We start from the raw sequence: 26,092 nt of genomic DNA on the forward strand, positions 1-26,092 counted from the left end.
TTCCTCTTTTTCATATATTTCAAATATACGGATATATTACTATACTAACTATAAATTTACAATATTATCCATAAAATAAAACGATTAGGTAGCAAAAAACCTCTAATCAGTTCGATTTGGAAAAGAGGGTATTTTAATTTAACAGTTAGGATTAGTGGCGTAGAGAATGACGAAGGTTTATTTAATGAGCCTATACTTACTTCCACATCTCGATAATAAGCATTACGGGGTACCGCCACATGCCCATCAAGCTAAGGAAAATGCTACCTCCTCAAAACAAAAAAGGGGCTGTCTCAAAAGTCAATTTTTTGACTGAAAGACACCCCTAATTTTAAAATCCTTGATAAGCGGATGTAGCCTTTTTTCGTGCTTTGCCATACGGGGCATTTCATTTTGCAAAAAAAAAATAAGATGTGAACCGAACTTTTTTTCGATAAAAAGACAATATAGTGTGTAAGCTGCTTATTCAGGAGGGGCCCTCTGAATGGAAAATGAAGAATATACCAATTACTAATAAAAATGAAAGAGGGTGAAGAACAGGCGTTTCATACGATGTACGATGCCACCTTTCATCGCAAAAACTTTGGGAATCTCCCACTGGAAAGGATGGAAGAGATCAATGACTATTGAACGCAAAATCCGTGAACATCTGCACGAAGAGGCAGAAACGATGGAGTGTCCGCCGGCCATTTCCAAACGAATAGAACAATCCTATTCTCACTATTTGCAACAAAAAGGAGCGAATTCACTATGAAAAAACGATTAATTGGTGGAATGGTTGCTGCTGCGATTTTGATTCCAACCGCGGCATTTGCGGCCCCTGCCGTGATTGAAATGCTTACTCGAGTACCAATGACTTCAGAACAAGTCAAGGTGGATGAGGTTGGTAAAGCAACACTGGAGAAGCTGTATCTCGCATTTCCCGAAACAAAATCGTTTGAGATTGTCGATGCAAGCAACGTTCAAGGTGATGTATCCAAAGGGGATTTAATCAAAGTGAACCAAACAAGCATCGTCCTACAGGAAAAAGGAGGAACCGGCAAAAAGATTACCCTCCATACAAACGGTAGTACGGGTGAGATTGAACACGTGATTCAAGAGAATTGGGAGCCTAAGGAGAAGTCACTCATTACTTTAACCGATCAGGAAATCAAAGCGAAGGTAAATGATCTCATTGATAAAATGTATGGCAACATCGAAGAGTACGAGGTTGCTATTGAGCAAATGGAGAACCCGGATCAAAAAACGTTTATGTTGAATTACACCGAAAAGGGATCAAAAACACCGTTCTACCAGGTATTTGTTCAGGGCAATACAATCAGTGTTTCTATGATCGGAGGTGGACCTACAGCACCGGCGAATTCGGATTTTAATGGACCTGCTGCAAACTACCTGAATAATGAAGAATTGTTTAAATTACTGGGAATGGATGCTTCCACATTGAAAAAGGAATTGGATACAGGTAAATCCATTTTCGACATTGCGGCCACTAAAAATGTTTCGAGGCAACAGGTGCTTGACGTCATCATTGAAGCCGAAACGAAATCTCAAATAGAATTTAATCAAAAAAATGGATTCACAACAAATTCCAATCTTAAGAATGATCTAAATAAAAAGGTAGAACATGTACTTAATGATTCGAAAAAATAACGAACCTTGTTTTCCATCGTAATAAATCTGACCGAGGGACAGTTTGGGATTGTCCAAAGGTCAACCATGCAACAAAAGGCGCGGGCTTCTCTCTTTGTTTCACGTAGAGAAGGGGCCCGCGCTCCTTTTATTTTTCAATATAATGGGTTCCATATAAAATGAAAAATAGACCTAATACGGGTACAGCCGAGATACATGCAAAATGAGTCATAATCTTACTTTTATTTCCAAATGATGATTTTATCGCATTCTTAGTTTTAATAGTTCTTCATTAAATCCATACGTACTTTTTAACTTTTCTACAGCTTTACTTAAATATACGGTGTTCCATATAATGATGCCATTTATGAGAATGCTTAATGCAATTGATCTTGGAGAGCACGTTCAACTAGGGGTCACCTCACGAAACGGAAAAAATCGTACGTTAAGGAGCTAGTTTGGCAAATTTAGTAGGGAGTAAAAACCAACTAAAAAAAGAATTCTCATGATTAAAAACTTCCACAAAGCATCGTATCGTTTGTCAACCCTAGGATTGGTTGCTGTCATTGTTATATCTGGCGCTTCATTAGTAAATGCAAAAGCCCCTTCTCAAAATACTGTAGCTCAAAAACAAGATTCTGAGAAATTGTATGCAGGAGGTTTCAAAAAAAAATCCCAGCTTCCGAGGCTCTTGCGGACAAGAATGTGAAAGCAGCACTCGATGGAGTCTATGCTCAGTTTCCAGAAACAAAATCCTATGCGATTACAGGTGCCAGTTTTCTAGACAGAGGCGATTCTAGCTGGTATATCATTGTGTTTAGGGATAAAGCTTCCAAAGACTCAATCACTTTTAGAATAGATGCGAAAACGGGAGAGATTATGCCCTAGAAAAAAGAAGATAACCTGTGAAAAAGAATGGGTTGACATTTTAGGATTACGAATGTAATATACACATAAGGATTACTTATGTAATCCGAAAATACATGAACTAAAAGGAGAATTGGTATGAAAAAAAACCTTAAAAAAACATCCGTACGTTTGACAGCTTTAGGATTGGTCACTGCGATCGCCCTATCTGGTGGTTTACTAGTAAGTGCACATGAAAATCCAACTCAAAATACTGTAGCTCAAAAACAAGATTCTGAGAAATTGTATGCAGGAGGTTTCAAAAAAATCCCAGTTTCCGAGGCTCTTGCGGACAAGAATGTGAAAGCAGCACTCGATGGAGTCTATGCTCAGTTTCCAGAAACAAAATCCTATGAGATTAGTGTTTATCAAGATGTGGATTCAAGCGAGCAGTATACTATTAGACTTAATGAAGGTGCTTTTCAATTTTCAGTAGATTTGAAAACAGGGAAAGTTATCGATAGCATACGATCATTGGCAGCTTCCGAGGCTCTTGCGGACAAGTATGTGAAAGCAGCACTCGATAGAGTCTATGCTCAGTTTCCAGAAACAAAATCCTATGCGATTGAAGCCAGTTTTCTAGACAGAGGTGATTCTAGCTGGTATAACATTACGTTAAGTGATAAAGATTTCAAAAATTATTTCACTGTTGCAGTAGATTCGAAAACAGGGCAAGTTAGCTATACGGTACAATCATTGAAGGCTTCTGAAGTTCTTTCAAACGAGAATGTAAAATCCGGGGTAGATAAAATGCATGCCTTGAAACCAGAAACAAAATCCTATGAGATTACAGAAGCCAGTGTTACGGAAAACAATTTTTATGTCAGCTATCACATTACGTTAAGTGATAAAGATTCCGAAGATAGTATCGTTTTTTCAATAGATGGGAAAACGGGAGAGCTTATTGGATACTGATAAAAAACTCTCCACTTAAAATGAAGTGCACCCCTTATAGTAGAATAGGAAAAACTCCTTGGAAATCCGATTCAAGGGGTGCATTTTTGTTTAACAGCAACAAGCGCCCGAAATGTAAGCTCCCATCCAAGTGGCGAAATATGACTCAACAGATCGTATGTTTTGCGCTTTTTGTTGGTATGACCCCGGTTGACACCTGTAGATTACGGGTATAGTATAAACAAAATGATTACATTTGTAATTATAAAAAAGAGGGTGAGAGTGTATGACAGAACGTCCGAAAATTTCTGATTCAGAATGGGAAGTAATGAAAATCCTGTGGTCAAAAAAATCACCTCAAACAGCTAACGATATTATCAAAGCTCTTGAGGGACACAAGGATTGGATGCCAAAAACAATACGAACGCTAATCAATCGATTGGTTCAGAAAAACGCGATATCCTATCACCAAGATAAAGGCAGGGGCTATTTCTACTATCCCGTGGTTTCTCAGGATGACTATTTGCAAGTAGAAACCAAGTCTTTCCTTCAACGCCTTTATGGCGGGGCATTACAACCATTGCTTGTGAACTTCTTGAAAGACGAGAAATTGTCCAAAGAGGAGATCAGTGAACTAAAAAACATCCTTGATAATAAGAAAGAATCCTAGCTAAGGACGGAACGAAGAAAGGAAAGATAAGCGTGGAATTCGTCAATATCTATCTTTTACCCTTCTTTAGTTGGGTGTTACAGACTTCTATGATGGCTAGCGTGATGGTAGGTCTCATCTTATTGATTAAGGCTGTGCTTGGAAACAGACTGTCCCCAAGATGGCATTATCTGTTATGGATGCTGGTTATTCTGCGGTTGCTCCTCTTATGGGCACCTGAGAGTTCGTTCAGCATCTATAACATGCTACCCTATAGTCACGAAACATCACCAACGTTCCACATAATATCTTCGCTTCCCTCAGAGGAGTCAGTTGTCCCTAGCTCATCTATGCACCATGAAGGAAAAAAAGTGGAATCAGCTAGCCTTTCCCTCTATACGCTGGGGTTATTTATTTGGATAGTGGGTGTCTTTTGCTTTGGTATGGTAGCCATTGTTGTAAATAGACGAGTATATTTGCATATCAAAAAACAATCCATCATTACCGATCCACGAGTGATTCAGCTCTTTGAACGCTGTAAAAAGAAGATGTCAGTCAAACGCTCCATTCCTTTAGTCGTATCAAATGGAATTTCAAGCCCTACGGTTTTTGGATTTATGCGCCCCCGCATTCTCCTGTCTGATACGCTCTTACAAACGCTTGGAGATAAGCAGCTACAGTTTATTTTCTATCATGAATTAGCTCACATTAAACGAAATGATGTGGGGATCAATTTGCTGATGAATGCTTTGCTCCTCTTGCATTGGTTCAATCCACTTCTGTGGTATGCGTATTACCGCATGCGAGAGGATCAGGAAATTGCATGCGATGCACGTGCGCTCACATACATTGATTCCGAACAAAAAATCGAGTACGGTCATACGATCATCCGTTTACTGGAGCATTATTCAAGAAATCAGCATCTTCCTAGTTTGGCAAATTTAGTAGGGAGTAAAAACCAACTAAAAAGAAGAATTCTCATGATTAAAAACTTCCACAAAGGATCGTATCGTTTGTCAACCCTAGGATTGGTTGCTGCCATTGTTATATCTGGCGCTTCATTAGTAAATGCAAAAGCCCCTTTTCAAAATACTGTAGCTCAAAAACAAGATTCTGAGAAATTGTATGCAGGAGGTTTCAAAAAAATCCCAGCTTCCGAGGCTCTTGCGGACAAGAATGTGAAAGCAGCACTCGATAGAGTCTATGCTCAGTTTCCAGAAACAAAATCCTATGAGATTAGTGTTTATCAAGATGTGGATTCAAGCGAGCAGTATACTATTAGACTTAATGAAGGTGCTTTTCAATTTTCAGTAGATTTGAAAACAGGGAAAGTTATCGATAGCATACGATCATTGGCAGCTTCCGAGGCTCTTGCGGACAAGTATGTGAAAGCAGCACTCGATAGAGTCTATGCTCAGTTTCCAGAAACAAAATCCTATGCGATTGAAGCTAGTTTTCTAGACAGAGGTGATTCTAGCTGGTATAACATTACGTTAAGTGATAAAGATTTCAAAAATTATTTCACTGTTGCAGTAGATTCGAAAACAGGGCAAGTTAGCAATACGGTACAATCATTGAAGGCTTCTGAAGTTCTTTCAAACGAGAATGTAAAATCCGGGGTAGATAAAATGCATGCCTTGAAACCAGAAACAAAATCCTATGAGATTACAGAAGCCAGTGTTACGGAAAACAATTTTTCTGTCAGCTATCACATTACGTTAAGTGATAAAGATTCCGAAGATAGTATCGTTTTTTCAATAGATGGGAAAACGGGAGAGCTTATTGGATACTGATTAAAAAACTCTCCACTTAAAATGAAGTGCACCCCTTATAGTAGAACAGGAAAAACCCCTTGGAAATCCGATTCAAGGGGTGCATTTTTGTTTAACAGCAACAAGCGCCCGAAATGTAAGCTCCCATCCAAGTGGCGAAATATGACTCAACAGATCCTCTCGAAGAATGTTCTTTACTTTCCTGTATGCTCAAATAAACTGTATTCCAGACACTAATCGCGTTGTGTCGAGAGTTAGTTGGAGGCGGTGTAGATATTGCTACGGTGGTAGAACTGGATGGCCATGCAGATATTAATATGACCAGGAGGTACGCTAAACCCACCGCTATAGAGTTAGAACGCGCGATTGAAAAAGCATTTCACGCCTGATTGTGTGTAAGGAAAGGAGACAAATACCCTATGAATGCATCTAAAGATATTCAAACAATTGACGACGTTGTGGAAATCTTGGAAGATAAGATTCAGGAACGGAAGATGTACTTACAGAAAATCAAAGTAGACTCGAAATATCCTGAACATGCGCATGTAGTTGGACAGACAAGTGGTTTGCATTTGGCCCAAACATTATTACTTCAATTACAAAAGAATCAGAATGGCAAATTGTAATGTAACGTAAAAACTCGATGTTCCTTAGCGTACAGGAAATCGAGTTTTTTATTGCATCCAAATGCTTAGCTTGATGGCGATGTGGCGGTACCCCTAGTTAAAATGATGTTTACGGAAATTGCGGTTGTTGCTGTTCTTGCCCTTGCTCCGGCTTATCTCCGAGCGTTACTTTGACCACTTTCTTAAATCCTTCTCGGTACAGCGTAATCGATACAGATTCACCCGGTTTTTTATTCAGAGTGAAATATTTCAACAACTGTGCACTACTATTAATCGGTGTATCATCTAACTGCGTGATGACATCGTACTGCTTCAAGCCGCCTTTAGATGCTGGAGAGAAGCTACCTACGTCCATAGCAACTACACCTGTTTGCACTTCACTTGGCAGATTTAATACTTCTTTCCACGCATATTTAGGTACGTCAGTTAGATCGCGTGGGGTTACACCGAGATAGGCGCGTTTTAGATAGCCATCCTGCATTAGGCGTGGAACGATATTTTTTACGTCGTTAATTGGGATAGCAAATCCTAAACCCTCAACGCCCTCACGAGAAATTTTCAGCGTATTAATCCCGATCACTTGACCATAGATGTTTACCAAGGCTCCACCGCTGTTTCCTGGGTTAATCGCTGCATCTGTCTGAATAACGTCCAGCTCCCAATCCACAATGCCATCACCATTTATGTCTATTGGCATGGAGCGACTTGTGGAACTAATAATTCCTTGTGTAACGGTACGGGAGAAGTCTAGACCTAGTGGGTTACCAATTGCAATGGTTGGTTCCCCTACTTTTAAGGTGCTAGAGTCACCTAGCTCAGCGACCTTTGTTACTTTCGCCGCATCGATTTCTAATACAGCCAAATCGTTGTATTGGTCAGCTCCAAGGACTTTGGCATTTACTTTGTCCCCGCTTGCTAAACTTACTTCTATGCTTTGCGCACCCTGTACAACGTGATTGTTCGTGATGATATGCGCTTTCCCATCTTTCTTATCAAAAATAACACCAGAACCTACACCCGATTCTACGTTACCTGTTTGTCTGGTCCAGGGATTAGCTACCCGTTTGATATTGGTAATTCCTACAACAGCATCCTCTGCTTTTTCCACCGCGCTAGTGACCGCTGTTTCCACATTAACACTTACTGACTGATTTGTTTTACTAGATATCGTAGATGCTGCCACGGCTGCTTGATTGGCATCTGCTCCCGAATTTAAAGGTAGATTCATATAACCTGTTCTCGAGATTGCTGGCGTGAGCATAAGCACGACCAGACCACCAATGACGGCAGATGTGACAGAGGTCACGATATATTTGCCCATGCCAGAACGGCTAGCCCTTTTCTTTGGTTCCATTTCATAGAAATCTTTATCGTAATAACCCATAACAATTACTCCTTTCGCTCTAGCAGGAATAAAAGATAATTTTGTAATAAGGAACTTTCATATTCTTGCTGTAGTAACAGTATACGCAGGCTTTGAGGCAAATTAACGTTAGAAATATGGAAAGGTTGTGGAATGAAACTTGTCCACCCGCATAAGATGAGTAGTAAGCGTCAAGAATGGTTCTATGAATACACGAACAAGACTTCTAGAATATACTCAAATCATAAAAAGAAAGGACGTGCTTCATATGAAACAGCCCTTTTCCCCCCTAGATCAGCTAGACATTTTAGCCAAGCTTAGCGATCTGCGCCATGTTGATTACCATAATACGTTGGTGCTTCATGCCATTATTGAGTTATTGACCGAAAAAGGAATTCTTAGTCATGAAGAAGTAACTGCCAAAGCTCAGCAATTGGACGACCACATGAACAAGCAGGCAGTAGAAAAGCCTTTTTCAAAAGGATTTGATGCTTTTCAAAAGACCAAAAGCAATGCTCCTGTCGATTTTCAAGCTACCCAAAGAACAAATGAAGAGAATTATGTGCCTAGCAAGCCACAGTAATTTTATAAAAGCATGAACATAGCTTCCTACAACACTTCCAGCTTTGTAGGGCGATGCGGGTAGGTTTCTCGCAAGTACACATCATTTCCGACACTCAAACCTTTTTCTTCCAATATATTTTTAACCGTCAGCTTTGCCAGATCCATCATATTGTTTTCTTTGCTTAAATGCGCCAAGAATACGCGCTCTGCTCGTCCACCCAGAATATCTGTCAAAGCTTCGCCTGCCATTTCATTGGAAAGGTGACCTACATCGCTTAAAATTCGGCGTTTAATACTCCACGGATATTGCGACATGCGCAACATATCTACGTCGTGATTTGATTCAAAGATATAAGCATCTGCTCCGCGAATAACTTCCTTTATACGGTCACTTACATAACCTAGATCGGTTGCGATACTTAGTTTTTTATTATCCGCATGCATACAAAAGCCCATTGGCTCGGTAGCATCGTGCGAGATTCCAAAGGATTCGACCGTGATATCGCCGAATTCCATCGTTTGGCCCACTTCAAAGAGTTGCTTCTGGCCTTCTGGGATCGTTCCTATTAGTTTGTCCAATTCGCCCCACGTTTTTTGCGTGGTATAGATCGGGATGCCATAGCGTCTCGCCATGACACCCACCCCTTTTATATGATCGGAGTGCTCGTGTGTCACTAGAATCGCCTGCAAATCACCCGGCTTTACACCTACTTCTTCTAAACACGCCTCTGCTTGTTTCCCCGTAAGACCGACGTCAATCAATAAGGAAGTACGTTCTGTTCCTACATAGATGGAATTCCCCGTACTTCCACTGGCTAACACACTAAATTGCAACAGATATCCCTCTTTCCTCTATTCGACCATTCCTCTTTTGTCTAGTGGTCGCTCCATCGTCCCCGTAAATCCATTCATATATTCGACTTTATTGCCATGCTGAAAACGCCACACGGGTGCTAACACCTGTATCTCAGCATCGTATTTATATCCGTAATATCCTAGTGAGATGCTATCAATACTTTCTCCGCTCCTAATCACTTCTTTTTCTATCAGTGAACGTAGAGCTGTATAAGCAGTAATGATTTTGCGACCAGTTCCTTGGTTTTTCACCAGCAAATAGGTCTGCTTATAGCCCCTAATAAATCCGTCAGCGATGTGTAGCTCCAGCGGTGCGACGAACATCGGCAACCCATCATGCATCTGCCAATATACCGGAGTAGACAAAGTCCAGTTTACATCCCCTTTATACTGATCAGTGAATTTAATTGTGTTTTGTAGTTGGTTTAAGACATCCTTTGGACTTTTAAAATCTCTGATAGCGATCGGTTTTTCAAGGCGAGATTCTAGCACTGTATTATCTACAACTACCTGCTGATCCACCATCGTCTCCTGCTCAAAGGAAGCCGATGTCACATACTCTACATATAGATAGTTTAATAAAGGAGTTTCCTGTGGGATATCCATCTTGAGAGTGATGTTTTGCTTCGATAGATAGTTTTCAATCTCCCACTGCATATTTTGTGTTTCCGACTCTACACCATGTTGCAATTTTGATAGGTAAACCTGATAGCCAAGAAAAAGATTAAGCGTCAGGAAGGCAAGAATCAGAATGGTTTTCGTCTTACTCCAGTCCACTCACTATCCCTCCTTTTGGCACCGCACTGCGAACATCAATTATTTTATTATACATGCCTTCCAACTGCACCACCCAGGTTGGAATTACTTGCATGTAGCCTTTTTGCTCTACTAATTGATACGCCAGATATACATTGCTCACTTTTTCTGTGTCTATTTTGTTCTCTTGTAAATAGGCAACCAGATCAGTACCAGAAGCCACACTCACTTCCTTATAGCCAAAGAACGTATCTAAATCAATCAACGATCTTCTCATTGATTGAACCTGGCCTTTATCCATATTAAGTTGAATGTTATCGATTAATTTAGCATCCTGGCTGATTAACGGGTAGGCTCCGAGATATTGACGGAAAATGATTTGGGAGCTACTTTCCGTACGCTCTTCCATTGAACGTAAGCGGAATTCATCAATCCAACCCATATGCTGGTTTATAAAAGAAACGCTCTCTTGTAGCTGTTCGTAGGCGGTCATTTGTGTATCACCAGCTTGCCATACCGGTGTAGTTAGAGTCATTAAGTGTTGCCCATTACGCACCTGAACAGATCTGGTACCATCTGTATAAATGTTGGTACCATCCCGTTCCACTATCTGTCTAACCAAGCCTGGATCGAGAAAATAGCTATCCATTAACTGTTTGCGTGAAATAGGTAGATAGTTGTAATTGTACATACTCATGACACTTTGCTTTTTCGGTAGATAATAAATGTTCCAGAAGGTTAATTTATCTTGCATAATATACGGTGATCCCTGTGGGTCTTTATACATTTTCAATATCTGCTCAGGCAAATTCTTACCAAACAATAGATAGGAATTACGTAAATCTTTTGGACTCACGGCTGTCTTCGCTCGAAAGCTCTGGTGATCCTTTGTTGATAAAAATAGAGCGTACACCGTATCATCTGCCTCTTCATAATACAGCCAGACTCGATCTACTCCTGTTAACTCCCGATCAATATCCCCACGCAGCGTCAGTACCTGTTCCATAATGGAAATTGGTATTTGAGCGTTATATTGTAGCTCTAATCCCAGTTTTTTTCGTGCTATGCCATTCCACTTTTCTTCCGTCATGGGGTAATAGCTAAATTCATTAAAGTACCAGTTCTGCACTTGCCCCATCAGGATTCGATACACATCATCACTAGAGACCGCCTTTGTATGACGGTCTTCGCCATAATGAAAAAGAACAGCATCTGGTACCACAAAATCTTTCGCTTGCTTGGATGCACCCTGCTTGTCGGCAGGGACAAACGTGGCAGGTGATATAAATTCTAGCTGTGGCTGATTGTTTAGAAGAAGGGTAGTTAACATCAGACTGAGCAGGACCAATATCACAAGCACGACAGACTTTATATTTTCCATCCGCTCTCTGCTCAAGCTTCCTCTCCTCCTTTACCTAAAGGAATCCAAAATGTTACAATGGTCCCTTCATTCCACTCACTTGCAATTTGTATGTCTCCACCATGCGCTTCTACCAGTTCCCGAGCAATAGCTAATCCCAAGCCTGTGCCTCCTTGACTACGTGACCTTGCTTTATCCACTCGATAAAAACGTTCAAAAATGAACCGCAAATCCCGCTTGGGAATCCCGATACCTGTATCTTTTACAGAAATATAGGCACGTTGTTGTTCTCTATCAGCGCGTGCCTCTACCGTTACTTCCCCGCCCTCTGGCGTATATTTGAGTGCATTAGACAACAGATTATCCACTACTTGAGTAATCGCATCATCATCTATATATACATCGTCTAAACCTTCCGTATGGGAAAAAGTCAGCTTGATCCCATTTTGTTCACACTGCATCGCAAAGCGCTGGGTTGCGTACACCAAAAGTTCATTCATACTTACCTGTTTTTGATTCAATTGAATACCTTGCGCGTCAAATCTTGTGAGTTGCAACAAATCATTCACCAAACGAATCATGCGGTCTGTCTCATTCATGGTGACACGTAAGAATTGGTTCGATAGCTCTGGTACTTCCACAGCTCCATCCATGAGTGCTTCTGTGTAGCTTTTAATTGTAGTAAGCGGGGTACGTAGCTCGTGTGATACATTGGCTACAAAATTACGTCGCTGTTGTTCCGTGCGTTCCTGCTCCGTAACATCTTGCAACACAGCAATAATACCACCCTTTTTCCCACTATCCTGTTGGAGTGGCGTAATTAATACTCGCAACATAATCACTTCTCGATTAGATACCATCATCTCTAAAAGGAGAGGCTCCACTTCTTGAAATAAAGGCATTTCTTCTTCAGGTGGCAAGCGGAGCACATCATATATACTACGCTTTTGTTCTAAAACAGCTGCTTCCTGTACCTCAAGCATCTCTTCTGCTGATCGATTCATTAAGATAATCGTGCCATCTCGGTCAGTCGCCATGACGCCATCGCTCATGTTCGCTAAAATTTGCGACAGCTTTTCTCGTTCCTCTTCCTCTAATAAGACCGCCTCTTTTAAGCGTGCTGTCATATAGTTAAAGGTAGTGCCGAGCTGCCCAATCTCATCATCGCTATAAATGTGTACCGAACGGTTAAAATCCCCGTTAGCTACAGCCTTAGCCTGACGTGTCATTTCTTTTACTGGCTTCGTGATGGTTTGCGCTAATAAATACCCCAGCACTGCCGTGACGAATAATGCGATAAAAGTTCCTGTAGCAAAAATATTAGTGGTCTTGCGAATGGTCGTATACAAGCTTTCAATAGAAGCAACCATGTACACAGCCCCGTAAACCACGTTCCCCTTTTTTATAGGAACAGCTAATACCTTTACCCGCCCTTCTGTAACAGGATCGATACGCATAGACTCATTGCGTGTCCCAAGCAGAGCGATAGTAATCTCCTTCTGGGCAGTACGTTGTCCAATGATCGCTGGATTATCTTCTGAAGTGCTAATGACCGTCCCATTCGCATCGACTACCTGTACATGCGCCTCTTTAAAGGACATGTTACGGATCAGATTATCTATATCGGTTTTTACATCTTGTCCGTTATGATCATCAGGACTACGTGGCTGGCTAAAATATTTCTCTAGTAGAGTAGACAATAAGGTAGCCTGTCCATTTAAGCCTTCTGAAAAGTTGTTCGTATAGTACTTTTCTACTTCACGAGTAAAATATGCCCCAATGACTTGCATCGCCATTAATAGTAATAGCATATAAATGACGACTACTTTCCACTGAACTGTTTTGAACAGCTTCAGTTTAGCCATGAGTCGATCCTCCCGTGGAAGGTTGTTTCATGGTATAACCAAGACCACGTCTCGTGATGATATAAGTAGGCTGACTTGGATCATCCTCAATTTTTTCTCTAAGACGTCTAATTGTGACATCGACGGTACGCACATCACCAAAATAATCATAGCCCCATACCGCTTGCAACAAATGCTCTCGTACCATGACCTGTCCTTGATGCTTTGCCAAATAGACAAGCAATTCAAATTCACGATGGGTTAATTCCAGTGTTTCATCTACTTTCTTTACCGTATAAGAGTACAAGTCAATCTCAAGATCACCAATGCGGAAAAGGTGCTTATTCTGTACTCCTTGCTTTGGTTTTTGCCTGCGTAGATGAGCTTTTACACGAGCTAATAACTCACGTGTACCAAATGGTTTGGTCACATAATCATCTGCACCTAATTCTAAGCCCAGTACTTTATCTAACTCCGAATCCTTAGCCGTTAGCATAATGATCGGCATTTCATATTCCTGACGTACAATCCGACACACGTCCATACCATCTCGACCAGGCAACATAATATCTAATAAAATTAAATCAGGTTTTTCTTGATGCACCAACCGAAGAGCTTCTTCGCCATCATAAGCGCACACCACTTGATAACCCTCTTTTTCTAAAGAAAATTTCAATATATCAGCAATTGGTTTTTCATCATCCACTACGAGGAGTTTCGCCAATGGATTCACTCCTTTCGACTACTCGATCTATTCGCGTACTCTGTCCATTCCACTTTAACGAATAATTTCCTTTCAAGCAATCTACAGAGCTTCACGTAACTAGTAGAGAAAAAGAAAACAGACCATCCTGGCATTTCTCTGCCAGAATTGGTCTGTTGAATTGTCTATTGTTAGCGTAACACAGAAAGCGGGTTCACCAAACGCCCGTTTTTGTGCACTTCAAAATGAAGATGGACACCTGTAGAGTCACCTGTAGAGCCCATAACACCGATGGCGGCACCTTGGCTGACAACTTGTCCAACTTTTACTTTTGCACTGCGTAAATGTCCATAGAGAGTTTGCATACCATTTCCGTGATTAATAGTAACTGAAATACCGTAGTCACCATTCCAGCCAACTTGGACAACGCGACCGTTATCTGCTGCTTTCACTGTACCTGATCCCGCAATATCAATTCCCTTATGCATACGTCCCCAGCGAGTGCCGAATCCACTGCTGATATAGCCTTTTGCTGGCCAAGTGATGCGACCGGTACCACGGTCTGCAATGACCTTCGTACCCTTTTCAATAACTTTTGAGACCGGTTGTTGAATCATATCTTCATCGATCATCTTTGTTGCTACAAGCTGACCATTTTCTTTTATATATTCATATTGAACACGTTTTAAACCGTTCTTACCTTCTTGCACTACTTTTGTTTCGCCTTTAGGCATTTTTGCATTCGATTTTGTTTCAATGGGATAAAAAATATTTTCGTCCTTAGTTGCATTCTCCACCACTTGAACCGTCACATAAGGGCGAATCTCGGTAACATTTAATTTTTGATCCAATTGAAGCAACGTATTCTCGGTAACACCAGGATTATTTTTAAATATCTGTTTTTGGGTAATTCCATATTGTTTAGCAATTCCGCTAACTGTATCACCAGACTTCACAGAATGTGTCACGTCTTGTGCCGTACCCTTAATCAATACTTCTTCTAGTTTTTCAGCTGGAATAATCTTGTCAGCTGGTACAATTTCTGCATCGAGGGAAATTTTTTCCTTAAATTTCACTGACTTAACCTGTTTGTCAGTCGGAAGAGAAGCCGCCATAACTTCTTGTTTATTTGTTTTCTTCATGGGAACGCCACTGAACCGTTCCTTGATGTCTGTTAAAATTTGATCTGCTTGTTCTTGATTAGCTGCATAACCTACAAGTTTGCCTTCCACCATTACCTTTACAGCTTCAACCTGAAGATTTGCTTCCTTTTCAAGCTTTTGAAGTGTTTCGTCATTGTTTACTTGCCCTTTAAAAACCTTTTCTTCTGCAAACGTGATATTATCACTTAGCGTAAGCGGGGCATGATGTTTCTGTTCCTGTTCCTTTAAGCGTTCTTCCGTCCATTGCCTCACCACTTCAGGGTTGTCCACCACACCTATCTCTTTGCCATTTAACACGACATGATAAAGGGGAGTCATATTAGAAGTGTAGTAGTAATTCGCATAGGTTACACTAGAAGCACCCATTATAAGTGTCACAGCTACAGTAACAGATTGTTTCTTATGGCTAAGGATATATGCCCAAGCACGGTCTGCAATTCGTCTGGAACTTTGATTACATGTATCAAGCAATGGCTTGACACGTTGAACCAACCAGTCTTTCCATTCGGCCGGTCGCATCATTAATACCTCCTATAAGCCTTTCCAACATCAACATTACTCGCGAAAAGTTGAAAAAACAAAATGTTCCAGCACAAAGTGTCTGGAGTTAAATTATACCTGTCAAATTTCCTATATAAGCCAACTTATTAAACTGTATCACATCACAGCAATCGACATCAAGTGTAAAATCGGGTCGAATAAATAGTTATGTGTCGAGTAATAATAAAGTCACAAGACTGTAAAAGAATAACAAGGTACTATTTTCCTAGATAATAATGATTATTTCCATAGGAAATAATCCCCATGACAAGTAAAGAAATAACGATCGGCTCTGGTAAAAATATAGTGTCGATTCTTGCCATGCTTCTCATCAATTGGAGGTAATTTCTATGAAAGAAATTAGTGTTTTAGCAGGTTTTTCATCCCTTCAGAATGCTCAACAAGCAGCAGATGAATTACGTCAACTGGGATGCTCTACAGTCCAAATTGATGAAGTAAGCAGTTATCCCGGAAAAGGGGTAGACAAAATAATGAATGCCATTACCGGGGAAATACCCAATTTAGGAAGTTTGACGTTAAGTGGAGACTTCCCTACTGGGCCTGATGCTAGTGTTTTAGCTGCCGCTGACCCTTCAGCTAGCGGTATGGCTGATCGAGGTGCTGAAGCAAGTATGCCAGGTCTGGTGCTAACCTGCCTAGTTGATGATGCCATCAGTAGCAAAGCAACTCAAATTATTCAATCCTATGGTGGTTTGGTTTAAACGGTTATCTCCCACCATTAGAAAAAAGGAAAAGGGGCTGTTCCCAACGTCTACGCACATTCACCTAGACGAAGAGGACAGCCCTTTTCCTACTCTACTGCTCCTTTGGTACAAAACCAAACCAATAGTACAATTCATTTCACTACTTTTCTTTTTCAATCGATATCCCCTGCTATTCTAATGTACATGGATCCGGCATACTCTTACTTAATAGCAACCATGGAAGTAATGTCACGTATGGATAGTCTACGAATTTCTTTCTTTTTGGTTGGTACATCATCTTCTCTCTTACCAAGTATGAAGCAGACATATCCCTTGCTCACGTGAGTCATCGTACCACTGATGATTACCCCATTAAACATTTTAACTTCTACGTCCTTACCCACTAATGTCATTGCTTTTTGATCGAATCCCATTATCAAGCACCCCGTTTTCATTTGGTATACGATACGATATGCCCAGATGGTGGGTACTGGTGACTGTCCCAAATAAATGTTTTTTCTAAGAATAGAAATTCATCGTCTCGGTTCATGAAAAAAAGCAGCTCCTATGCTATTTACCAGCATAAGAACCGCTTTTTTTATTTTCGAAGTAACTATACGTATATGCCTCTTACTACATTGGTTTGTTCACGGTCAGGACCAACGGAGAAGATGGACATCGGTACTCCTGTTAGCTGTGTGATACGTTCAATATAGTGACGAGCAGTAGCAGGCAGATCGTTTAAATCACGAATGCCCGTAATATCTTCACTCCAACCTTCAAGCTCTTCATATACTGGTTCACATTCAGCCAGTACTTTTAAACTTGCCGGGAATTCGTTCAGAATCTCACCTTTGTACTTATAAGCTGTACAAATGCGCAGGGTGTCTAAGCCAGACAGTGTATCAAGCTTCGTAATTGCTAAGCCAGTAATACCACTCACGCGACGGGCATGACGAACAACCACAGTGTCAAACCACCCGATACGGCGAGGTCTTCCTGTCGTTGTACCAAATTCAAAACCTACTTCACGGATGTGATCTCCAATTGCATCATGCAATTCTGTTGGGAATGGACCGTCCCCTACACGTGTTGTATATGCTTTAGCTACACCAATTACTTGGTGAATCTTGGATGGTCCTACGCCAGAACCGATGGTAACTCCACCAGCAATCGGGTTAGATGATGTTACATATGGATAAGTACCTTGGTCAATATCAAGTAAAACCCCTTGAGCTCCCTCAAATAGAACACGGTTTCCATTATCAATCACATCATTTAGCACAACCGATGTATCAGATACGTATGGACGAATGATTTCAGCATACTTCAGATATTCTTCATAGATATCTTCTAGTACAAAACCTTCTTCGTTATATAGCTTTTCAAGAATACGATTCTTCTCTTCCAAGTTACGTGCTAATTTCTCTTTAAATTCTTCTTTGTCCATCAAATCAGCGATACGAATACCAATACGTGCTGCTTTATCCATGTAAGCAGGTCCGATACCCTTGCGAGTTGTACCAATTTTATTTTGGCCTCTGCTCTCTTCTTCTACCCCATCCAGTTTAATATGGTACGGTAGAATAACATGAGCACGATCACTAATTTTTAAATTGTTAGTGGTGAACCCATGGCCATGCAGATAATCTAGCTCTGCTACCAATGCCTTTGGATCAATAACCATTCCGTTTCCAATTACGCAGATTTTATCCTTATAAAAGATCCCGGATGGAATCAAATGCAGCTTGTATTTATTCCCACCAAAAATAATCGTATGGCCGGCGTTGTTACCTCCTTGGTAACGTGCTACTACCTCTGCCGTTTCTGCCAAATAATCTGTAATCTTTCCTTTTCCTTCATCGCCCCATTGGGTTCCTACAACCACGACCGTTGACAATGAACACACCTCCTGATTAATAATCAGAAAAACAAATTAATTTTACTAAACCAAAGACCAGATGTCAACTAAATCACGAACATTATATAATCATTATTATTATATGTTCGTAAATACATCATCATTCTATGCTAAAAAGGCGCAAGTTTCCCTGTCCTTATACCTATTTTTCTTAGTATATGCCAAAAAAAGAAAAAGCGGCGAATTCGAGCCTTTGTTGTACCTAGAAAAATTATTATTTTTCATCCGGCACCAAAAAGCCATCTTCTCTACAAGGAAGATGGCTCTGCTTTTCATTAACCTACATCTCGATATCGTTGATCTAGGCTAACGAATTTATTAAATTCTTTTAAGAAAACAAGCTCAACGGTTCCCGTAGGACCATTACGTTGTTTGGCTATGATAATTTCAATAATATTTTTAGCTTCCGTTTCCTTATCGTAGTAGTCATCACGATACAGGAAAGCAACAATATCAGCATCCTGCTCGATAGATCCCGATTCACGAATATCGGACATCATTGGGCGCTTGTCTTGCCGTTGCTCAACAGAACGACTTAACTGTGACAGAGCAATGATAGGTACATTAAGTTCACGAGCAATCCCTTTTAATGTACGAGAGATCTCTGATACCTCCTGCTGACGGTTGTCACCCTTTCCTCGCCCCTGAATTAACTGCAAATAGTCAATCAGAATGAGCCCAAGTCCCTTTTCAGTTTGAAGACGTCTGCATTTAGCACGAATATCTTGTACGGTTATACCTGGCGTATCATCAATGTAGACAGGTGCCTTAGCTAAAGTCCCAATAGCCATCGTTAGCTTTTGCCAATCATCTTCTTCCAACCCACCAGAACGCATACGGGAGGCATCTAAATTACCCTCCGCACAAATCATACGTTGAACGAGCTGTGATGCGGACATCTCTAGAGAAAAGATAGCTACTGTTTCGTTAGCTCTTGCAGCTACGTTCTGGGCCACATTCAAAGCAAATGCTGTCTTCCCTACAGAAGGACGGGCTGCTAGAATAATCAGGTCAGAACGTTGGAAACCAGCAGTCATTTTATCTAAATCAGGATACCCAGATGGAATACCTGTTACATCGCCTTTTCTTTGGCTCAAAAACTCAATACGTTCATAGGTTTCCATCAAAGCATCGCGAATAGGAATAAAACCTCCGCTATTGCGATTTTGCGCAATCTCTAGGATGTATTTTTCCGCATCTGCAATGATTTCGCCTACTTCATCTTCACGTGAGTAGCCATCATTAGCAATTTTAGTAGCCGTTCGAATTAATCGACGAAGTAATGATTTCTCTTCCACGATCTTGGCATAATACTCAATATTAGCTGCTGTAGGAACAGAGCTAGCAAGAGATGTTAAATAGACCACACCACCCGTTTCTTCCAAGACCTTTTGATCCTGTAAATCTGCTGTTACGGTTACAAGGTCAACAGGCTCTCCTCTTTCATAAAGGACGAGCATGGTATTGAAGATACGCTGGTGAGAAGTTTTGTAGAAGTCTTCTGGGCGAAGGAGTTCCATCGCAGTAATAAGCGCTTCTTTGGATAAGAAAATCGCACCCAACACCGATTCTTCCGCCTCTATATTTTGCGGCGGCACACGGTCCAAATATAAATCGCTCACTTCACACCCCTCAACTTCTGTTCATATTTTACTCTTCTACTACATGCACTTTTAAAGTAGCCACAATGTCGTGGTATAACTTTGTTTTTACTTGTGTAACGCCTAAAGAACGAATAGGCTCCATATCTAATTTACGTTTGTCCACTTTTACGTTAAATTGCTCTTCCAACGCTTCTACAACTTGCTTGCTGGAAATCGCACCAAAAAGACGTCCGCCCTCACCGGCTTTCCCTTTTATTTTAACGGTCATTTCGTTCATTTTCTCAGCCAATTGTTGGGCTTCAAGCTTTTCTTGCTCTTTTCTTTTATCTTCGCTCTTTTTTTGTGCCTCTAAATTCTTAACATTTCCATCTGTTGCTTCTTTTGCTAAGCCTCTCGGAAGTAAGAAATTGCGAACATAGCCCTCAGACAATTCCTTGATTTCACCTTTTTTACCTTGTCCTTTTACGTCTTTCAAAAAGATTACTTTCATTTGAAACGTCCTCCTTTACAATTCTGTATCTATTACATCTTTTAACAATCGTACAGCGTCAGGAATGGCAATATCTTTCATCTGGGTAGCAGCTCCATTTAAATGACCGCCTCCACCCATTTTCTCCATAATTGACTGTACATTTATATCACCTAATGAACGCGCACTAATTAAAACTGCTTCATCAGCACGCATGGCAATGACAAACGAGGCCTGAATTCCCTCAAGTGTTAATAGAGCCTCAGCGGCTTGTGCTACCTGCACCTGAGAGTAGGTTTCCTGAGGGTCTCCCACAGCAATCGCCATCTTGTCACGATACACCTCTGTATTCATAACTACACGTGCACGCTTGACAAACTGTTGGATATCCTCTTTTAAGAAACGCTGTACCATAGCTGTATCGGCGCCATTCCTCCGCAAGAAGGAGGCTGCCTCAAAGGTACGTGAGCCTGTACGGAACGCAAAGCTTTTGGTATCAACTACAATCCCTGCTAACAACCCTGTAGCGGTCACGCTATCAAGACTAACACGATCATTCTGGTACTGTAGAAGCTCAGTCACTAGCTCAGCTGTTGAAGAGGCATATGGCTCCAAATACAACAGGACGGGATCATTAATAAACTCTTCCGAACGTCGATGGTGATCAATAACCACAATTCGACTGGTTTCTTGCAATAGACGGGATTCAATCACCAGTGACGGACGATGTGTATCTACAATTACCAATAAGGTCCGTGAAGAGACAATCTGTAGAGCTTGATCAGGTGAAATGAATGCTTCCGCTAGTGGAGATTGATTCACTTCCTTCATGAGTCGCTCAATCGCTGGATTAACCTCGTCCAATACGATAAAACCTGGTTTATTGTGTATTTGTACGGTTTTTATCACACCAAGACAAGCCCCGATAGAATCCATATCGGCATTTTTATGTCCCATGACAATAACTTGCTCAGCTTCGTGGATTAAATCACGTAGCGCATGGGCAATAACCCTTGCACGAACACGTGTCCGTTTTTCAACGGCATTGGACTTACCACCATAGAAGGTTAATTTATTTCCGACTTTCACTGCTGCCTGGTCACCACCGCGTCCAAGAGCAATATCTAGACTGGATTGAGCATTCTTGCCCACTTCCACTAGGCTTGGCATTGCTGCACCTACCCCAATGGACAACGTAATCGGAATCTTGTTGTCAGCTGTCATTTCGCGCACGACATCCAAGATATCAAAACGTGTTTCTTCTAACCGATCTAAGGTAGCGCGATCCATAACCGCTAAAAACTTATCAGAACTCATGCGACGAAGTAAAATTCCATGCTTTTGTGCCCATTCGAGTATCACGCCAGAGACACTAGTCGTAAGTAACGTACGGCTTTGGTCATCCATTACCTGGCTTAGCTCATCAAGATTATCTAAATGAATGATACCCACAATGGTTTTTTCTTGCTGGTACCGAATAGCTAGTTCTTTGTATTCAGTTACATCGGTAAAATACAGCAAACGTTCTTCGGGACGGATTAATACCTCATAAATTCGCTCACCAAAGATAAAATCAAGTTTCTTCTGTTCTGCTTTCCATTCAAGTGCAGGAAATACTTCAGCTAACTCTTTTCCGATCAAATTATCCATATTGGTCATTTGTTGCATATAAGGATTTGTCCACTCAACTTCCCGATCCTCATTAAACAACAATATCCCAATGGGCATTTCCTGTAATACGCCCTCACTTGCCTTCTTAACTCGATGATTAATAGTGGCAATATACATTTTTAAGTCTTGCTGAAATTTCTTTTCAATCTGAAGCGTGGCTAATATGAGACCGATAATAGAAACTATCCCTATTGCGCCATATATCCAGTGATATAACGTCAAGATGGCGACAAGCACTAAGCTAAAACTTAAAGCTAAAACCATATGTAAGCCATACCAACGTTTAAACAGGAACTTGGGCATTTACTCAGCTCCTCTTCACTTTCTACTCTCAAGTCTAGTACGTAATCGTATGCCCAAATCAAGCAATCCCACGAATCCTAATACGGTAGCCAACAATAATACTACCCCGCCTATAGTAAGTATAGTAGCTAGGAGGAGAAAAATAAATACTCCAGCAAAGACATATGGAAAACGCCATTTGCTCTTATATTTATCAACAACGAATGCTACAAACCCTACTCCCTGAATAAAAAAGAGGAATTGTAGAGCATAAAATAAGTTAAATAACAAAGAACCACTCGTTGTTTGACCCATTGTATTTCTATTGAAAAGCATGAACAGCAACGTTACCACATAAAAAAACAGAAGTGATCTCGGTAATTGCCATTCTCGTATAGGTGGCATAGCTGGAATTTTGATGGACAATCTTTTACAGATCAGTCGTGCAATCCAATGAATAATCGTGGTAGATACAAAGCTACCAAACATAATGAGAAACGGCAACAGGACGGTCACCATCTGAAACATATCCTGTATCATTTTTTTCCATTCTTCTACGGTAAGTTCTGGAGGTCTTACATCTAAAAGTTGCTGACTATTTAATACTAATTCTTTACCTTGATTAAACTGTTGAACAATATCAATACCCAAAAGCTTTGATGATACATAAACCAAAAACACATAAGATAGCGCTTTAACAATGGAACCTGCAAAAATACCTGGAAATGCCCGATCTGTCTTCCTGTAGGTATAGCCCATCGCCCAGCCCAACATTACGGAAGATAGTGCAAAAATAATACCTACAATCGAGCTAATGATCAGTCCAAGCACAGCAAATGCTACTGATATCATAACCATTTGTTTACCTGTTCGTCTCATTGCTAAAATAATGAACGGAATAGGTAACAAGATAGAGAATACGCCGGATAGAAAAGTTGCCAGGCTTAAAAAGAGAAATACACCTGCAATTCCTAGTAACAAAGCACTTTCTGCTAGTTGTTTGGTTCGATTAGGCAAAAAGGAGCGACTCCCCTCTTATAAATATGGAAAAAGAGGGGCCACGTCTCTGTGCCCCCCTTTGACTTTATTAATTCTATTCAGCCGAATATGGCAGCAACGCTACTTGACGAGAGCGCTTAATAGCGATTGTCAATCTACGTTGGTATTTAGCAGAAGTACCAGTTACACGACGAGGTAAAATTTTACCACGCTCGCTGATGAACTTCTTCAGAAGATCAATGTCTTTATAATCGATCTTTTTAATCTTGTTAACAGTAAAGTAGCAAACTTTACGGCGTTTATTAGGACGTCCTTTACGTGCCATGAGAGTCCCTCCTTTTCAAGTTATGATAGTTTAATACGATCTAGAACTTACTAGAAAGGCAGATCATCATCTGAGATGTTAATCGGCTTTCCAGAATCGGCGAAGGGGTCATTAAATGAATCGTTATTACCTTTGGAAGCCGGACGCGTACCACCACCATAGCTTGGACCAGGGTCATAGCCGGTGTTTCCTTCACCCGCTTCACGTGAGCTCAGGAATTGCACGTTATCTGCAACAACTTCTGTCACGTAAACTCTTTTACCTTCTTTATTATCATAGCTTCTGGTCTGCAAACGACCTTCTACTGCTGCTTTTCTACCTTTGCGAAGATAGTTGGCACACAGATCAGCCAATTGACGCCATGCCACAATATTGATAAAGTCCGTTTCCTTTTCGCCACCGGCTCCAGAATAAGGACGATTTATCGCCAAGGTAAAAGTCGTTACCGCAACACCATTGGGCGTATAACGCAACTCAGGGTCCTTTGTTAAGTTTCCAATTAGAATAACACGATTTAGCATAAGACTCCCCTCCCCGCGACAACTATTACTGGTCTTCTCTTACGAAAAGGAAACGAATAACGTCGTCGTTAATTTTCATCAAACGCTCAGTTTCAGTAACAACTTCAGCGTTAGCTTTAAAGTTCATCAAAACGTAGAAACCATCCTTGAACTTTTGGATTTCATAAGCAAGACGACGCTTACCCATTTCTTGAAGTTTGGTGACTTCTCCACCATTGTTAGTCACGACTTCGCTATAACGAGCTACGTTCGCTTTCACTTTCTCTTCTTCAAGGTCTGGACGCAATACATACATTACTTCATATTGACGCATACCTTTTTCACCTCCTTTTGGACTAGCGGCCCTTTTAAAAAAAGGACAAGGAGCGAGTGCTAATGAAACCTGCTAGAGGCACCCATTTTCCATACTCGCATTTTTGCATTATAACAAACCATTAGAGACAAATCAAGAGATTACACGTTAAAACGGAAGTGAATAACGTCGCCATCTTTTACCACGTATTCTTTACCTTCCAAACGGTACTGTCCTTTTTCACGAGAAGCATTCACGCTTCCTGCTTCGACTAGATCATTATAAGCTACTACTTCAGCACGAATAAATCCACGCTCAAAATCTGTATGAATAACGCCAGCAGCTTGAGGAGCCTTGGTTTCTTGACGAATCGTCCATGCACGTACCTCTTGAACCCCAGCTGTAAAATACGTAATCAGACCAAGCAAGGAATACGCAGCACGAATCAAACGGTCAAGACCTGATTCTTGCAAACCTAGTTCTTCTAGGAACATTTCCTTATCTTCGCCTTCCAATTCAGCAATCTCAGATTCTACTTTCGCACTGATAATAACTACTTCAGCGCCTTCCGTTTCCGCATGCTTGCGAACTGCTTGTACATGTGGATTTTCATCAGCAGTATGAATACCATTTTCAGCTACATTACAAACATAAAGCATCGGTTTAATTGTCAAAAGGTGCAGGTCACGAATAATTTTTAGCTCATCTTCCGTTAGCTCAACACCACGTGCTGCTTGACCTTCTTCAAAAGCGGCTTTTAATTTTTCCAATACATCAAGCTCTACTTTTGCCTCTTTATCACCTGATTTTGCTTTACGTCCCATACGATCAATGCGACGAGTAACGGAATCTAAATCAGCAAATACCAATTCCAAGTTAATGGTTTCGATATCGCTCACTGGATCTACTTTACCTGCTACGTGTACGATGTTCTCATCTTCAAAACAACGTACCACCTGTGCAATCGCATCTACTTCACGAATGTGGGCTAAAAATTGGTTTCCCAATCCTTCCCCTTTGCTCGCTCCTTTAACCAAACCAGCAATGTCTACGAACTCAAAAGCAGTAGGTACGACTTTATTTGGAACAACGATCTCTGTTAATTTGTTTAGACGTGGATCGGGTACTTCAACGATACCAACGTTAGGATCAATCGTACAGAAAGGATAGTTAGCGGATTCTGCTCCCGCTTGTGTAATCGCATTAAACAAGGTAGATTTACCAACATTCGGAAGACCTACAATCCCACAAGACATTCCCATATATATACACTCCTTAATTTCCGAAATAGAACATGCTCTCTAGTATAAAGAGTTAATGATTATAATACAATCACGTAGTTTCCAACTTTTAATAGAAAGAGTTCCCACAATAAGGACCTCAAATTGCTTCTTCGTATTCCTTTAATATCTTATAAAAAGTCGTCTTTTTTAAATCGAGTTCCTTCAAAAATTGTACATCAAGTAATGGTACCGCTCTTCGATCATCTGACCAATTTTACATTTGATCGCCACTAACTTCACCTCATAACAACACTTCTTTTCTATGAATGTCGAATCCTTTGACGAGGAAATGGAGGTTTTGACGAAAAAAGCTCCCCTTACAGGGAGCCTTACAAACTTAGCAGTTATTAATTTCCTTCTTCTGGCCCTAAAGAACCTGTGCCTATACCATGATTGT

At 40.8% G+C, this 26,092-nt stretch carries 26 protein-coding genes and 2 pseudogenes; 10 read left to right on the forward strand and 18 right to left on the reverse strand.

Annotated features, from left to right (window positions below; genetic code table 11):
* Nucleotides 1–750: 750 nt before the first annotated feature.
* A pseudogene (locus EEL30_05395) lies at nt 751–1,575 on the forward strand (hypothetical protein).
* A gap of 315 nt (nt 1,576–1,890) precedes the next feature.
* Here EEL30_05395 and EEL30_05400 read toward each other — a convergent pair.
* A complete protein-coding gene (locus EEL30_05400; protein QDX95676.1) occupies nt 1,891–2,016 on the reverse strand; it encodes a hypothetical protein in 126 nt (41 codons plus the stop codon).
* A gap of 118 nt (nt 2,017–2,134) precedes the next feature.
* Here EEL30_05400 and EEL30_05405 point away from each other — a divergent pair, with 118 nt between their 5' ends.
* From EEL30_05405 to EEL30_05435, 7 genes and pseudogenes are all read left to right on the forward strand, one after another.
* The gene (locus EEL30_05405) at nt 2,135–2,338 is read left to right on the forward strand and encodes a hypothetical protein (protein ID QDX91851.1); all 204 of its coding nucleotides are present in this window, start codon (nt 2,135–2,137) and stop codon (nt 2,336–2,338) included.
* Nucleotides 2,335–2,517: a hypothetical protein gene (locus tag EEL30_05410; GenBank protein ID QDX91852.1), complete on the forward strand. Its 183-nt coding sequence runs from the start codon at nt 2,335–2,337 to the stop codon at nt 2,515–2,517. The genes EEL30_05405 and EEL30_05410 overlap by 4 nt, the downstream gene beginning before the upstream one ends.
* A gap of 117 nt (nt 2,518–2,634) precedes the next feature.
* Nucleotides 2,635–2,868 (forward strand): annotated as a pseudogene (locus tag EEL30_05415) (hypothetical protein).
* Between the two features lie 847 nt (nt 2,869–3,715).
* Nucleotides 3,716–4,099, forward strand: a complete 384-nt coding sequence (locus tag EEL30_05420; protein QDX91853.1) for a BlaI/MecI/CopY family transcriptional regulator — start codon at nt 3,716–3,718, stop codon at nt 4,097–4,099.
* Nucleotides 4,100–4,188: 89 nt separating this feature from the next.
* A complete protein-coding gene (locus EEL30_05425) occupies nt 4,189–5,871 on the forward strand; it encodes a M56 family metallopeptidase (protein ID QDX95677.1) in 1,683 nt (560 codons plus the stop codon).
* Between the two features lie 215 nt (nt 5,872–6,086).
* Nucleotides 6,087–6,239 (forward strand): hypothetical protein, encoded by a 153-nt coding sequence (locus EEL30_05430; protein ID QDX91854.1) that lies wholly within the window; start codon nt 6,087–6,089, stop codon nt 6,237–6,239.
* 30 nt (nt 6,240–6,269) lie between these two features.
* Nucleotides 6,270–6,476: a hypothetical protein gene (locus EEL30_05435; GenBank protein ID QDX91855.1), complete on the forward strand. Its 207-nt coding sequence runs from the start codon at nt 6,270–6,272 to the stop codon at nt 6,474–6,476.
* Between the two features lie 109 nt (nt 6,477–6,585).
* Here EEL30_05435 and EEL30_05440 read toward each other — a convergent pair whose 3' ends face one another.
* The gene (locus EEL30_05440; protein ID QDX91856.1) at nt 6,586–7,860 is read right to left on the reverse strand and encodes a PDZ domain-containing protein; all 1,275 of its coding nucleotides are present in this window, start codon (nt 7,858–7,860) and stop codon (nt 6,586–6,588) included.
* Nucleotides 7,861–8,107: 247 nt separating this feature from the next.
* Here EEL30_05440 and EEL30_05445 point away from each other — a divergent pair, with 247 nt between their 5' ends.
* Entirely contained in the window at nt 8,108–8,422 is a 315-nt protein-coding gene (locus EEL30_05445) for a hypothetical protein (GenBank protein QDX91857.1), read from the forward strand.
* A 26-nt stretch (nt 8,423–8,448) separates the two neighbouring features.
* Here the strand turns inward: EEL30_05445 and EEL30_05450 are convergent, their stop codons facing one another.
* The 6 genes from EEL30_05450 to EEL30_05475 all read right to left on the reverse strand — a co-directional run bounded on the left by EEL30_05450 (nt 8,449) and on the right by EEL30_05475 (nt 15,606).
* A complete protein-coding gene (locus EEL30_05450; protein QDX91858.1) occupies nt 8,449–9,237 on the reverse strand; it encodes an MBL fold metallo-hydrolase in 789 nt (262 codons plus the stop codon).
* Nucleotides 9,238–9,255: 18 nt separating this feature from the next.
* On the reverse strand, nt 9,256–10,035 hold the full coding sequence (locus EEL30_05455; protein ID QDX91859.1) for a hypothetical protein: 780 nt from the start codon (nt 10,033–10,035) through the stop codon (nt 9,256–9,258).
* Nucleotides 10,022–11,410, reverse strand: coding sequence for a transcriptional regulator (locus EEL30_05460; GenBank protein QDX91860.1), 1,389 nt, complete (start codon nt 11,408–11,410; stop codon nt 10,022–10,024). Before EEL30_05460 ends, EEL30_05455 begins: the two co-directional genes overlap by 14 nt.
* Nucleotides 11,407–13,239, reverse strand: coding sequence for a cell wall metabolism sensor histidine kinase WalK (gene walK, locus EEL30_05465; protein ID QDX91861.1), 1,833 nt, complete (start codon nt 13,237–13,239; stop codon nt 11,407–11,409). The genes EEL30_05460 and walK overlap by 4 nt, the downstream gene beginning before the upstream one ends.
* Nucleotides 13,232–13,942, reverse strand: coding sequence for a DNA-binding response regulator (locus EEL30_05470; protein ID QDX91862.1), 711 nt, complete (start codon nt 13,940–13,942; stop codon nt 13,232–13,234). Before EEL30_05470 ends, walK begins: the two co-directional genes overlap by 8 nt.
* A 170-nt stretch (nt 13,943–14,112) precedes the next feature.
* The gene (locus tag EEL30_05475; protein QDX91863.1) at nt 14,113–15,606 is read right to left on the reverse strand and encodes a LysM peptidoglycan-binding domain-containing protein; all 1,494 of its coding nucleotides are present in this window, start codon (nt 15,604–15,606) and stop codon (nt 14,113–14,115) included.
* A 368-nt stretch (nt 15,607–15,974) separates the two neighbouring features.
* On the opposite strand from EEL30_05475, the gene EEL30_05480 reads away from it, so the two are divergent.
* Nucleotides 15,975–16,346, forward strand: coding sequence for a hypothetical protein (locus EEL30_05480; GenBank protein ID QDX91864.1), 372 nt, complete (start codon nt 15,975–15,977; stop codon nt 16,344–16,346).
* Between the two features lie 203 nt (nt 16,347–16,549).
* Here EEL30_05480 and EEL30_05485 read toward each other — a convergent pair whose 3' ends face one another.
* From EEL30_05485 to ychF, 10 genes are all read right to left on the reverse strand, one after another.
* Nucleotides 16,550–16,762 carry a hypothetical protein gene (locus EEL30_05485; protein QDX91865.1) on the reverse strand — a complete coding sequence of 71 codons (213 nt, stop codon included), beginning with the start codon at nt 16,760–16,762 and terminating at the stop codon, nt 16,550–16,552.
* A 179-nt stretch (nt 16,763–16,941) separates the two neighbouring features.
* The gene (locus EEL30_05490) at nt 16,942–18,228 is read right to left on the reverse strand and encodes an adenylosuccinate synthase (GenBank protein ID QDX91866.1); all 1,287 of its coding nucleotides are present in this window, start codon (nt 18,226–18,228) and stop codon (nt 16,942–16,944) included.
* A gap of 296 nt (nt 18,229–18,524) precedes the next feature.
* Nucleotides 18,525–19,871 carry a replicative DNA helicase gene (gene dnaB / locus EEL30_05495; GenBank protein ID QDX91867.1) on the reverse strand — a complete coding sequence of 449 codons (1,347 nt, stop codon included), beginning with the start codon at nt 19,869–19,871 and terminating at the stop codon, nt 18,525–18,527.
* 28 nt (nt 19,872–19,899) lie between these two features.
* Nucleotides 19,900–20,343: a 50S ribosomal protein L9 gene (locus EEL30_05500; protein QDX91868.1), complete on the reverse strand. Its 444-nt coding sequence runs from the start codon at nt 20,341–20,343 to the stop codon at nt 19,900–19,902.
* A 15-nt stretch (nt 20,344–20,358) separates the two neighbouring features.
* Entirely contained in the window at nt 20,359–22,296 is a 1,938-nt protein-coding gene (locus EEL30_05505; protein ID QDX91869.1) for a hypothetical protein, read from the reverse strand.
* A gap of 15 nt (nt 22,297–22,311) precedes the next feature.
* Nucleotides 22,312–23,292 carry a DUF2232 domain-containing protein gene (locus tag EEL30_05510; GenBank protein QDX91870.1) on the reverse strand — a complete coding sequence of 327 codons (981 nt, stop codon included), beginning with the start codon at nt 23,290–23,292 and terminating at the stop codon, nt 22,312–22,314.
* Nucleotides 23,293–23,368: 76 nt separating this feature from the next.
* Nucleotides 23,369–23,599, reverse strand: coding sequence for a 30S ribosomal protein S18 (gene rpsR, locus EEL30_05515; GenBank protein ID QDX91871.1), 231 nt, complete (start codon nt 23,597–23,599; stop codon nt 23,369–23,371).
* 50 nt (nt 23,600–23,649) lie between these two features.
* Nucleotides 23,650–24,120 carry a single-stranded DNA-binding protein gene (gene ssb / locus EEL30_05520; protein ID QDX91872.1) on the reverse strand — a complete coding sequence of 157 codons (471 nt, stop codon included), beginning with the start codon at nt 24,118–24,120 and terminating at the stop codon, nt 23,650–23,652.
* Between the two features lie 25 nt (nt 24,121–24,145).
* Nucleotides 24,146–24,433: a 30S ribosomal protein S6 gene (locus EEL30_05525; protein ID QDX91873.1), complete on the reverse strand. Its 288-nt coding sequence runs from the start codon at nt 24,431–24,433 to the stop codon at nt 24,146–24,148.
* A 140-nt stretch (nt 24,434–24,573) separates the two neighbouring features.
* A complete protein-coding gene (gene ychF, locus EEL30_05530; protein QDX91874.1) occupies nt 24,574–25,674 on the reverse strand; it encodes a redox-regulated ATPase YchF in 1,101 nt (366 codons plus the stop codon).
* Nucleotides 25,675–26,092 lie beyond the last annotated feature (418 nt).

This window comes from Brevibacillus laterosporus, assembly GCA_007833815.1.
Lineage (GTDB): Bacteria > Bacillota > Bacilli > Brevibacillales > Brevibacillaceae > Brevibacillus_B > Brevibacillus_B laterosporus_D.

What these genes read in the sequence shown, in the direction of transcription:
- EEL30_05405 (QDX91851.1), top strand. Translation starts at nt 2,135, where the DNA reads ATGATTAAAAACTTCCACAAAGCATCGTATCGTTTGTCAACCCTAGGA.
- EEL30_05420 (QDX91853.1), top strand. Translation starts at nt 3,716, where the DNA reads ATGACAGAACGTCCGAAAATTTCTGATTCAGAATGGGAAGTAATGAAA.
- EEL30_05425 (QDX95677.1), top strand. Translation starts at nt 4,189, where the DNA reads ATGATGGCTAGCGTGATGGTAGGTCTCATCTTATTGATTAAGGCTGTG.
- EEL30_05435 (QDX91855.1), top strand. Translation starts at nt 6,270, where the DNA reads ATGAATGCATCTAAAGATATTCAAACAATTGACGACGTTGTGGAAATC.
- EEL30_05440 (QDX91856.1), bottom strand. Translation starts at nt 7,860, where the DNA reads ATGGGTTATTACGATAAAGATTTCTATGAAATGGAACCAAAGAAAAGG.
- EEL30_05445 (QDX91857.1), top strand. Translation starts at nt 8,108, where the DNA reads ATGAAACAGCCCTTTTCCCCCCTAGATCAGCTAGACATTTTAGCCAAG.
- walK (QDX91861.1), bottom strand. Translation starts at nt 13,239, where the DNA reads ATGGCTAAACTGAAGCTGTTCAAAACAGTTCAGTGGAAAGTAGTCGTC.
- EEL30_05475 (QDX91863.1), bottom strand. Translation starts at nt 15,606, where the DNA reads ATGATGCGACCGGCCGAATGGAAAGACTGGTTGGTTCAACGTGTCAAG.
- EEL30_05480 (QDX91864.1), top strand. Translation starts at nt 15,975, where the DNA reads ATGAAAGAAATTAGTGTTTTAGCAGGTTTTTCATCCCTTCAGAATGCT.
- EEL30_05485 (QDX91865.1), bottom strand. Translation starts at nt 16,762, where the DNA reads ATGGGATTCGATCAAAAAGCAATGACATTAGTGGGTAAGGACGTAGAA.
- EEL30_05500 (QDX91868.1), bottom strand. Translation starts at nt 20,343, where the DNA reads ATGAAAGTAATCTTTTTGAAAGACGTAAAAGGACAAGGTAAAAAAGGT.
- EEL30_05505 (QDX91869.1), bottom strand. Translation starts at nt 22,296, where the DNA reads ATGCCCAAGTTCCTGTTTAAACGTTGGTATGGCTTACATATGGTTTTA.
- rpsR (QDX91871.1), bottom strand. Translation starts at nt 23,599, where the DNA reads ATGGCACGTAAAGGACGTCCTAATAAACGCCGTAAAGTTTGCTACTTT.
- ssb (QDX91872.1), bottom strand. Translation starts at nt 24,120, where the DNA reads ATGCTAAATCGTGTTATTCTAATTGGAAACTTAACAAAGGACCCTGAG.
- EEL30_05525 (QDX91873.1), bottom strand. Translation starts at nt 24,433, where the DNA reads ATGCGTCAATATGAAGTAATGTATGTATTGCGTCCAGACCTTGAAGAA.
- ychF (QDX91874.1), bottom strand. Translation starts at nt 25,674, where the DNA reads ATGGGAATGTCTTGTGGGATTGTAGGTCTTCCGAATGTTGGTAAATCT.